This is a genomic window from Salipaludibacillus sp. CUR1 (assembly GCF_021028955.1).
GTDB lineage: Bacteria > Bacillota > Bacilli > Bacillales > Salisediminibacteriaceae > Salipaludibacillus.
The window spans coordinates 24,448-33,385 of sequence record NZ_JAIWPE010000051.1 but is presented as its reverse complement, the minus strand read 5'-3'; the positions used below and the strand labels follow the sequence as shown (position 1 = coordinate 33,385).

At 41.0% G+C, this 8,938-nt stretch carries 11 protein-coding genes; 7 read left to right on the top strand and 4 right to left on the bottom strand.

Annotated features, from left to right (window positions below; all coding sequences use genetic code 11):
- The first annotated feature begins 235 nt into the window (after window positions 1-235).
- The 5 genes from mscL (at window position 236) to K8O68_RS10250 (ending at window position 4,215) form a co-directional block, all read left to right on the top strand.
- Window positions 236-727 carry a large conductance mechanosensitive channel protein MscL gene (gene mscL / locus K8O68_RS10270; protein ID WP_093056276.1) on the top strand — a complete coding sequence of 164 codons (492 nt, stop codon included), beginning with the start codon at window positions 236-238 and terminating at the stop codon, window positions 725-727.
- A 173-nt stretch (window positions 728-900) separates the two neighbouring features.
- Complete coding sequence (gene tnpA, locus K8O68_RS10265) at window positions 901-1,302, top strand: IS200/IS605 family transposase (RefSeq protein WP_230896801.1); 402 nt, start codon at window positions 901-903, stop codon at window positions 1,300-1,302.
- 5 nt (window positions 1,303-1,307) lie between these two features.
- Window positions 1,308-1,586: a hypothetical protein gene (locus tag K8O68_RS10260; protein ID WP_230896800.1), complete on the top strand. Its 279-nt coding sequence runs from the start codon at window positions 1,308-1,310 to the stop codon at window positions 1,584-1,586.
- Window positions 1,571-2,647, top strand: coding sequence for a transposase (locus tag K8O68_RS10255; RefSeq protein ID WP_230896799.1), 1,077 nt, complete (start codon window positions 1,571-1,573; stop codon window positions 2,645-2,647). Before K8O68_RS10260 ends, K8O68_RS10255 begins: the two co-directional genes overlap by 16 nt.
- 191 nt (window positions 2,648-2,838) lie before the next feature.
- On the top strand, window positions 2,839-4,215 hold the full coding sequence (locus K8O68_RS10250; RefSeq protein ID WP_230896798.1) for a C40 family peptidase: 1,377 nt from the start codon (window positions 2,839-2,841) through the stop codon (window positions 4,213-4,215).
- A 189-nt stretch (window positions 4,216-4,404) separates the two neighbouring features.
- On the opposite strand, the gene K8O68_RS10245 is transcribed toward K8O68_RS10250, so the two are convergent.
- The 3 genes from K8O68_RS10245 to K8O68_RS10235 all read right to left on the bottom strand — a co-directional run bounded on the left by K8O68_RS10245 (window position 4,405) and on the right by K8O68_RS10235 (window position 6,112).
- Window positions 4,405-4,980: an endolytic transglycosylase MltG gene (locus tag K8O68_RS10245; protein WP_230896797.1), complete on the bottom strand. Its 576-nt coding sequence runs from the start codon at window positions 4,978-4,980 to the stop codon at window positions 4,405-4,407.
- Window positions 4,980-5,345 carry a helix-turn-helix domain-containing protein gene (locus K8O68_RS10240; protein ID WP_230896796.1) on the bottom strand — a complete coding sequence of 122 codons (366 nt, stop codon included), beginning with the start codon at window positions 5,343-5,345 and terminating at the stop codon, window positions 4,980-4,982. The genes K8O68_RS10245 and K8O68_RS10240 overlap by 1 nt, the downstream gene beginning before the upstream one ends.
- A 245-nt stretch (window positions 5,346-5,590) precedes the next feature.
- Complete coding sequence (locus K8O68_RS10235) at window positions 5,591-6,112, bottom strand: PH domain-containing protein (RefSeq protein WP_230896795.1); 522 nt, start codon at window positions 6,110-6,112, stop codon at window positions 5,591-5,593.
- A 314-nt stretch (window positions 6,113-6,426) separates the two neighbouring features.
- Here K8O68_RS10235 and K8O68_RS10230 point away from each other — a divergent pair, with 314 nt between their 5' ends.
- Both K8O68_RS10230 and K8O68_RS21450 read left to right on the top strand, forming a co-directional pair.
- Window positions 6,427-7,347 (top strand): HD-GYP domain-containing protein, encoded by a 921-nt coding sequence (locus K8O68_RS10230; protein WP_230896794.1) that lies wholly within the window; start codon window positions 6,427-6,429, stop codon window positions 7,345-7,347.
- A 13-nt stretch (window positions 7,348-7,360) separates the two neighbouring features.
- The gene (locus K8O68_RS21450; RefSeq protein WP_255717134.1) at window positions 7,361-7,495 is read left to right on the top strand and encodes a hypothetical protein; all 135 of its coding nucleotides are present in this window, start codon (window positions 7,361-7,363) and stop codon (window positions 7,493-7,495) included.
- 75 nt (window positions 7,496-7,570) lie between these two features.
- On the opposite strand, the gene K8O68_RS10225 is transcribed toward K8O68_RS21450, so the two are convergent.
- Window positions 7,571-8,791 carry a M14 family zinc carboxypeptidase gene (locus tag K8O68_RS10225; RefSeq protein WP_230896802.1) on the bottom strand — a complete coding sequence of 407 codons (1,221 nt, stop codon included), beginning with the start codon at window positions 8,789-8,791 and terminating at the stop codon, window positions 7,571-7,573.
- Window positions 8,792-8,938 lie beyond the last annotated feature (147 nt).

Below are 8,938 nucleotides of genomic sequence, written 5' to 3'. Positions count from 1 at the left end.
TAACTAAAAGTTTGGGTGAAAGCTAAATAGGAAAAAAAAGGGAACAAGGTCGTTATATGCCTCGTCCGCCTTTTTTTAAAATTAACCCAAAATATTGTTTACATATATTAACATTAGTGTGTTTATTTTACTTACGTGCAATCGTTATGGGTCTGTCCCCCCATTTTCTGGCATACTTCAACGGGACAACCTCATATATTAAATGGAAATCACCTTTACAGGGGGGGCCGGCTCCATGAGTTTCTTTCAGGGATTTAAAGAGTTTGCTATCAGGGGAACGGTCGTCGATATGGGGATTGGACTGATCATTGGAGCGGCGTTTGGAAGCATCGTGACGTCCTTCGTATCTGACATCCTAATGCCTCCTTTAGGCCTGGTTCTCGGAAAAGTTGACTTCTCTAATTTATACATTAATCTGTCGGGCGGGCACTACAGCACTCTTTCCGAGGCCGAAGCAGCCGGAGCCGTCACCGTCAATTACGGGACCTTCCTGGAAACTGTCATTCACTTTATCATCGTCGCTTTTGCTTCATATGTCGTCATCATACAAATGGTTAAATTAAGAAAAGCATCGATCGAATCGACTAAAAGCAAAAACTGCCCTTTCTGTTATTCAGACATCCCGTCACGGGCTCTCCGCTGCCCTAAATGCACCTCGACTCTTGAGAAAAAAGATACCCCTCCCGACCGGAAAAATACGTTAGTCCGCATCCGCTCTTCAAAATAACCAAAAAATGGGGGGACAGCCCCCCCATTTACCTCCTCCATCACCACTAATTTACAACCTTCTTTTATTACAGATTTTAGGACGAGAAAGCCTACGGTTTCCATCGTAGGATGAATCGTCTTTTCTTTTTATTTTTTGTTGCAGTTAACCTATTAAACTGATACAATAAGATTATGGAAAATAAATACAGAGCAACCAATACAACTGTGTCATTAATCAATTATCATTTTGTTTTCTGTCCTCGTTATCGGAGAAAGATTTTTCTTAAATCAGAGGTAGAAAAGAGATTTAAAGAATTGACCGAAGAGGTGTGTAAGGAAATAGATATAAACATTGTGGCTATGGAATGTGATAAAGACCATGTCCATCTTTTTCTTAACACACCTCCTACTTTCAGTCCTAAGGACATTATGGCAAAAATCAAAGGAGTGACTTCTAAAAAACTAAGAGAGGAATTTCCTCATCTTCAACACTTGCCTAGTCTGTGGACACGTTCTTATTTTGTTTCTACCGCAGGAAATGTATCGAGCGAAACGATAAAGCGTTATGTAGAACAACAAAAAACAAGGGGGTAAAAAATATGCAAGTGAAACGCAGTAACTGCGGCTTTGAACAGTTTGTAAAAGATGTCAAATTCAATAGAGAATATAGAGATAGTTATGAAAAATCATTTTTGGTTCTATGCGGTAGAAATGAGTGTGACAAATCTCAAATAAAAGGCCCTAATGGCTATATAAGAGAAATGATGTGGTTTGGTTCGTGGTCTACTATAAGAGAAGCTACTTTAGAAGAATATAGAAGTGTAAAGAGAGCGAGAACAATTAGAGATATGGGTGTAGAGCAATGGCGCAAACAATAACAGTTAAAATCAAATTGCTTCCAAATAAAGAACAAGAAGCAATACTTTCACAAATGAGTAATGATTATATAACTACAATCAATTTGCTTGTTTCTGAAATGATTAAAGAGAAAAAGACAACAAAGAAAACGTCAAAGAACGTTTCTGCTAAACTTCCAAGTGCAGTCAAGAATCAAGCGATTAAAGATGCCAAAAGCGTTTTTAAGAAAGCTAAGAAAAGTAAGTTTCAAACTGTTCCTATTTTGAAGAAGCCTGTATGCGTTTGGAATAATCAAAACTATTCTTTCGATTTCACACACATTTCAATACCTATCATGATTGATGGCAAAGCAACCAAAACACCTATTCGTGCTGTTTTGGTTGATAAAGATGGCCGCAATTTAAACTTGCTGAAACATAAGTTAGGAACGCTTCGTATCACAAAGAAAGCGAATAAATGGATCGCCCAAATTTCTGTTACTATACCTACCGTTCAAGGAACTGGTTTAAAAGTCATGGGTGTAGACTTAGGTTTAAAAGTACCAGCCGTTGCTGTAACCGATGATGATAAGGTGTGCTTCTTTGGTAAGGGGAGACAAAATAAGTATGTAAAGCGAAAATTCCGTTCTGAACGCAAAGCGTTAGGAAAAAAGAAAAAGTTAAATGCTATTCGCCATTCAAAAGATAAAGAACAGCGATGGATGAAAGATCAAGACCATAAGGTAAGTCGTGCAATCGTAAATTTTGCAAAAGACAATAAAGTTTCTGTCATTCGCTTGGAACGACTTGCGAATATCCGACAGACGGCAAGAACAAGCCGTAAAAACGAAAAGAATTTGCACAGTTGGTCATTCTATCGTCTATCTCAATTTATTGAATACAAAGCGAATTTAGAAGGAATCAAAGTGGAATATGTAAATCCTGCATACACAAGTCAAACATGCCCAAAATGTTATGAAAAAAATAAGGCGCAAGACCGCAAATATAAGTGTAAGTGTGGATTCGAAAAACATAGAGATTTAGTTGGTGCTATGAATGTCCGGTATGCACCTGTGATTGATGGTAATAGTCAATCAGCCTAAGATGCTATACGCACTGTCTTAGGAGGGGTAATGAGATACCCTCACCTTGAAGACTGTTCAAACCAGAAACGGACTGCGAACGCTTAGTCATTCAAGAATCCCATCCGAAAACCGTAAGGTTTCGGACTTGCCCCTTTAAGTCTCAACCTATAATGTATATGAGATATTTTGATATGAAAGGTGCGTGCTTGATGAGCACTCAAGATAAACAACGAATGAACCCGGTTACTTTCCTGATTGCAGGTGCCTTAGTGGCCGTTCTATTGCTGATGTTCCAGCCTTGGGAAGGAAGCGATACTCTCCAGCGCGGGGGTGAACCTGGAATGGGGACTTCTGACTATGAATCGGACGAGGATAGAGAACCATACAGCCAGGGTATTATGGAAGCGGATCTTGATTTTACGGTTGATGAGTTTATCAACACTGCCAGTGACCTGGAAGGTGCTCCGTACCAGTCCGGAGGAAAAGATCCGGAAGAAGGCTTTAACTCTTCGGGCTTTGTACAATATGTGTATGAAGAAGCAACCGGAATCCGCATGCCGCGGATTGCCGGTCATCAATATGAACTCGGTGAAAGTATTTCTAAAAGCTACCTCCAAAAAGGCGATGTGGTCTTTTTCGAAGGAAACACCATCATGTCCGGAATATACACAGGAGACGGCCAGTTTATGACCGCGACAGAAAGCAGCGGCATTACGACATTACACCTTGAAAATGACAGCTTCTGGGCGGACAATTATATTGGCGCTAAACGCTTAACTGATAAAGAAATAGAAGCGCTTCACCCGAGTACTTATAAAGACCATGACCACCCCGCGGTTCAAGAAGCGATGAACTATTTAGGCACGCCATACGAATTCGGCGGAAGTTCTCTGGAAGCCTTTGACTGCTCTTATTTTGTCCAGGACGTTTTCAGAGAAAGCATGGATGTCTACCTGCCAAGAGTGACTCTTGATCAATATAAAGTGGGAGATGATATTCCGGAAGACGACCTTCAGCCCGGTGATGTCATTTATTTTTCTGATGTGGATATTGAAAACAGCGACAGAGAAGAAGGGGAAGTGACCCACGCAGGCATCTATACAGGCGAAAACTTTATGATTCATGCGAGCCGGACTGAAGAAATGACGCAGATCTCCTACCTTAATGACTACTGGAAAGACGCCATGACAGGCATTAAACGGTTTGACGGAATGAGCCTGAACGGAGAATCCCCTATTGTCCAGGAAGCTGCCGTCCATTTAACCACGCCTTATCAGAAAGGCGGGAGCCACCCTGGAGAAGGGTTCAATCCAATTGGCTTTGTCCGTTACGTTTACGAAAAAAGCGAAGGAACAACTCTCCCTTCATCAGCGAAATCGATTTGGAACAATGGCACCGAAGTAGACTCCAATTCGCTTCAGGCAGGCGATATTTTATTCTTTGAAGGCAAGTACAATCTCTTACCTGCCATCTATGCGGGAAATGACCAGTTTTTCATTGCCAGTCAATCATCCGGCGTAACGACGCGGCACTTGGAACACAGTGAGTATTTCTCTGAACGCTTTGCCGGGGCCCGCAGATATTAAAGCATTGCCTAAAAACCAGGCTATTTGGAAGTTAACTTTTGAGGGTACAATCGTTGACGCGATTCAAAGCTAGCCGGCCAGGGGAAGCGACACTGCCATGAAGCATCGCCCTGCCCCAGTGCGAATCCGACCTGAAAAACCATCCGCTGTCCCAAAGGCGGATGGTTTTCATTATGTTCAGATGTTAAATCACGTAATTTTATCAGCGATTTCTGCGATACTCATACTGCTGTCGAGCATATATTGGCCCGCTTTAATAGACATAACCAGGTCATTATCTTCTATATACTGCCGGAAATCTGCCCCATCATTAATAATTTTGGACTCTTCCAATAAGATAGCAATCTCTCCGCTGCTCATCCCTGCACCAATAACCAGATAGAGCTGGTGAATTGTTTCATCGCCAGACGACTGGTCTTCACCTTCATCTTCCGCCTCTGCTTCGTCATTGGCATTGTTATCTTCCGACTCTGCTTCTTCAGCTTCCTCTGCTTCTTTTCTTAAAGCGGCCACTTCATCTTCTGCTTCGCCGAGCCTGTCCAATTTCTCCTGCATGGCTTCATAATCTTCTTCACTCATACTAATTAACCCGCGTTCATTTATGTAGGCTTCCAACTCTTCATCTGTCAGTTCCACAGGGTCGTTTTCTTCCCCGTCCATGCTTTGCGCTTCACTTCCCTGGTCTGTAAAAAGAGAAAAAGGTGCCAATACAGCCGTTGCCAGCAGGATACCTGCTGCCGCACTCCGCAAATTTGACTTCGTCATCAGCTCACGACCTCACTTTCATCCGCATGGAGAATAATAATAGCTTCCACGTCATCTTCCGGTACATTTAATTTCATGGCAATCTCTTCATTACTATAGCCGCCGGCAAACATACCCAGAATCTTTCTTTTCTTTTCTTTCTCATTAAAAAGCGCCTTTGCGAACGATCTTTCTTTTTCATTTTGAAATACTTCACTCTCAATCATAGTGACTTTTTCGTTCAGCTGATTCATTTCTTTCATTAATGTAATAGAGAAGTTTTCAATCTTCCTGTCAATTTCAGGACTCTCATCTTTCTTGAAATAAGATAGAATAAATAATAGAATGGCTACTGCAACTAAAACTGAAATCATTATTATTTCCATTTTCGTCCCCCCGCTCTTATAAAAAACATAACCCTTCTTTTTATACCATAATTAAAGGCATTGAAGAACAGGATATGGAAAAATAAGCGGTTAAGCCCGCTCCATAGGTCACGAAAATTTGACATTATTTTTATAAGAATAAAGGTCTTTTATTGATGCAGGCCATTTTGTCAGTGTAAAATATATTAGTTCTGCAGAATTTCGATACGCGTTAGTTACGTTACAAATCCCCTTATATAACTCGATCAGACGTTCACTTCCACCTCAAATTTATCTTTAAGAGCCGATATGAACCTGTCTTCTTCTTCCGGTGATAAAAGGACTGCTTCGTACTTTGTCTCCACCAGCACGCCTTCATCAATTGCTGTCGAATAAACAAGCAATGTTGGATATTCTGTACACGTCCCTGCCCCATACCCGGGGGTTGCCCAGTACTTTCTCCCGAATAATTGAACCTGCTTCAGGTTCGTCAGTGGTGCAGTCAGTTTGTTTACTCTGCGTATCGAATCGTACGAAATAAACTCCAATTTTTTTTTATTAAAATAGACGTGAAGGCCGTCTTCCTCAAAAACATAGAACATACGCTTCTCAAGGCGCTGATTCCATCCAAGACGCCAGCTCCAGTTCCAAGAAGCAGTATATGCTATTAACATAAACAGCCACATAAAAACTATTGGAAAACTGGCCAGCGAATAGTCTGGATGGAAAATGAGAAATAGAAAGGCCGCCAGTACAACCGCCCCAAACACAATTTCGAATATGCGCATCCCCCGGTCCACCTTTTGATATGGCTCAGGTGCTGGCCTGCTTATAGCAACGGTAAAAATGTGCGGAGATCCGCTCATCCTCCCCCTCCCTTTAACACGTATTTTTCCTGATTATACCATAAGTCCCGCTTTGAATTATGAACGATTAGTAAGAAGTCTTATGTACAGTTAAATGAAAGCATGCCATTTTTCCAATATTCAAATTAAAAGAGAAATTCACAGTTCTTTTTTTCAATTATATTCGACAGAGTGATATATGTCCCTTATAATAGAACCAAAAGGGTTAAGAAAACTTTTCCAGTTGGAGGCCAAAATTGAGTTTCGAAAAACCTTCAAAACCATCGCTACTAATACATAAAAAAGGTGAAGCTATCGAAACAGTTTCGACCAAAAAATCAATAACATCACTCTTAACATCACATGACGGCACTGAAGTAATTTACCATGAATTAAAAGAGGGATCGAGATGGGGGATGGCTCCGGCAAAAGGCTGGGATGCATTAGAAGGCGTATATGTTCTATCTGGTAAAATGAATATTCATAAATCAGAGGAAGATATTATAGTCGAAACCGGAGATTTTATTTCTGCTCACCCTGTACAAGAACACCTTGTTATGACGGCATTGGAAAATACCAAATTTATATACATATGTTCTCAACCAGTATTTCATCACTATAGTAAAGCGACTAAAGAACTGGAGATTCTGGCAGTAAATATTGAACAGAAAGACGGTTATACAGCAGATCATTGTGAAAGGATTAAAAGCCTCTCAATGAAGGTTGGTGAAAAACTAGGTTTAAAGTCTGAAAATTTATTAAAACTTCACTTTGGGGCATTATTGCATGACATTGGAAAAGTCAAGATACCTGAATCAGTTTTATTAAAACCAGGTCAGTTAAGTGAAGATGAATGGAAAATGATGAAAAAACATACTTTTTTTGGAGCCGAGATATTAAGGGAAACTGGTATCCCGCATTTGATTTCGGCGGCTGAAGTTGTAGAGCAGCATCATGAGAGGTTTGACGGAAGCGGTTATCCAAAAGGTCTGAAAAAAGACCAAATAATTGTGGAAGCGGCTATTGTTGGGTTAGTAGATTCTTATGACGCTATGACTACTGACAGAGTCTACCAAAAGGGCAGAAGTAAAGAAGAAGCTCTGGCAGAAATTAAAGATTTTAGAGGAGTATTATATCATCCTAGAATAGTAGACACCTTTTTATCTGTTATTGATTAAAGGAGGTGAGAAAATGAAAAAATTCATTACAGGACTTTTGCTAATTGCATTATTAACTGTAGGAGGCGGTGCCGCAGGAGCATCAGATACGCTTTCTAAGAATCCTTCTTTCGGTACTACTAGTACACCACCAATCGTTATGGATTAATTATTAAAAACAACCAGGAAAATCCCTGGTTGTTTTTTGTTAGCAATTTTTTATATGTTTACCGATTGTTCATCCTTAATTCGGGCGGCCGATTCTTGGGCTGCCGTATGGGATTTCTTCATCGTAAAAAGCAGGGTCAATCTCGTAAATTTCACCTGTCGCAAATCCTCTCAATGTTTCATAGAGGCCGACGTAAGACTGTTGAGTGTACTGGCCATTTGCTTTTTGGCCTGTATGGCCGTAAGGGTGCTGCTGGCCGCGGGTTTCATAAAGCATGATGGCCGCTCCGTTCATGGAATAGCTGCCAAGGGCCGTTCCTGGAAGGTTGACTTCAGGAAATCTTGAAACGGCGCCAAACGGCGAATTGCCACGCTGCAGAGCCTTGTAGACATGGCTGTTTACTTGTTTGGACAAGTTCAGTGATTCTTCATCAAGCTGATAATCAGTTCCACCAAAAGAAACGACTGTTTCTTCGTCCACAACCTGTGCAATGATCTGAAGAGTATTCAGGCGGTCATCATCTTCAGAAACAACATTGCTGTACCTGTGGTGGTGGTCAATAAACAAATCAGGCTGTAATTCTCTAAATACGTCTCTTGAGGCACGCCCTTCAGGTGTCGCATAAACTCCCGGCTCACTGCTGCGTCTTGGAATATAAGCAGCCGTATCCGGTCCAAGTTCAAAATCTAAATAAGGATGGAAATCCCGGTTGACGTCAAAGCCCATTTCTCGGCTTACTGAGTCCGGGCGGTAATACCATGGCGCCTGGGTATCTTCAGCCAGGCCATATTCAGCCGGATCCCAAACTTGCAGATTCTGCCTTTGTTTTGATTGCCCATGCTCCGTTTCAAAGATGACTGCTCCATCCGGGTTAAGCATTGGAATGAACCATACAGTAACGTTATCAAGTATGTTAGTGATGTCTTTGTTGTTGCTCATAGCAAGCTGCTGAATAAGATCCATAGAAGCTTCTGTTCCTAATTGCTCATCTCCATGAATCTGAGTCTGGATGAAAATTTTAGGGTTATCAGTGTCAGCTTCTCCAAACTTTACCGCATAAATCGGATACTCATATGTAGCTGAATAACCTACCACATCCAACTCCATACGATCAGGTCTGGCACGGTCTTTAATCTGCAGCAGATTTTTCTCCAAGTCTTCGGGCGACATTAAACTTTCCAGCTTGACTTCCTGACCCGGCTGTATCCATGGTCCGTTAGGTTTTGACTGCGGGTTGGCAAATACCGTGATACTTACCGCCATAACCATTACCAATGCTAAAAATAACGAAAACATTCTCCTCACTAATTTCAGCCTCCTTTAGTTTTGAAATTACACTTACACTGCATTTAATAACCCTGAAATTTCACCTCCCTAAAATTTAGTCTATCAAACTATTAAGTCTAAGAATATTACATTTTGTAATATTTTGAATTTTTAGTA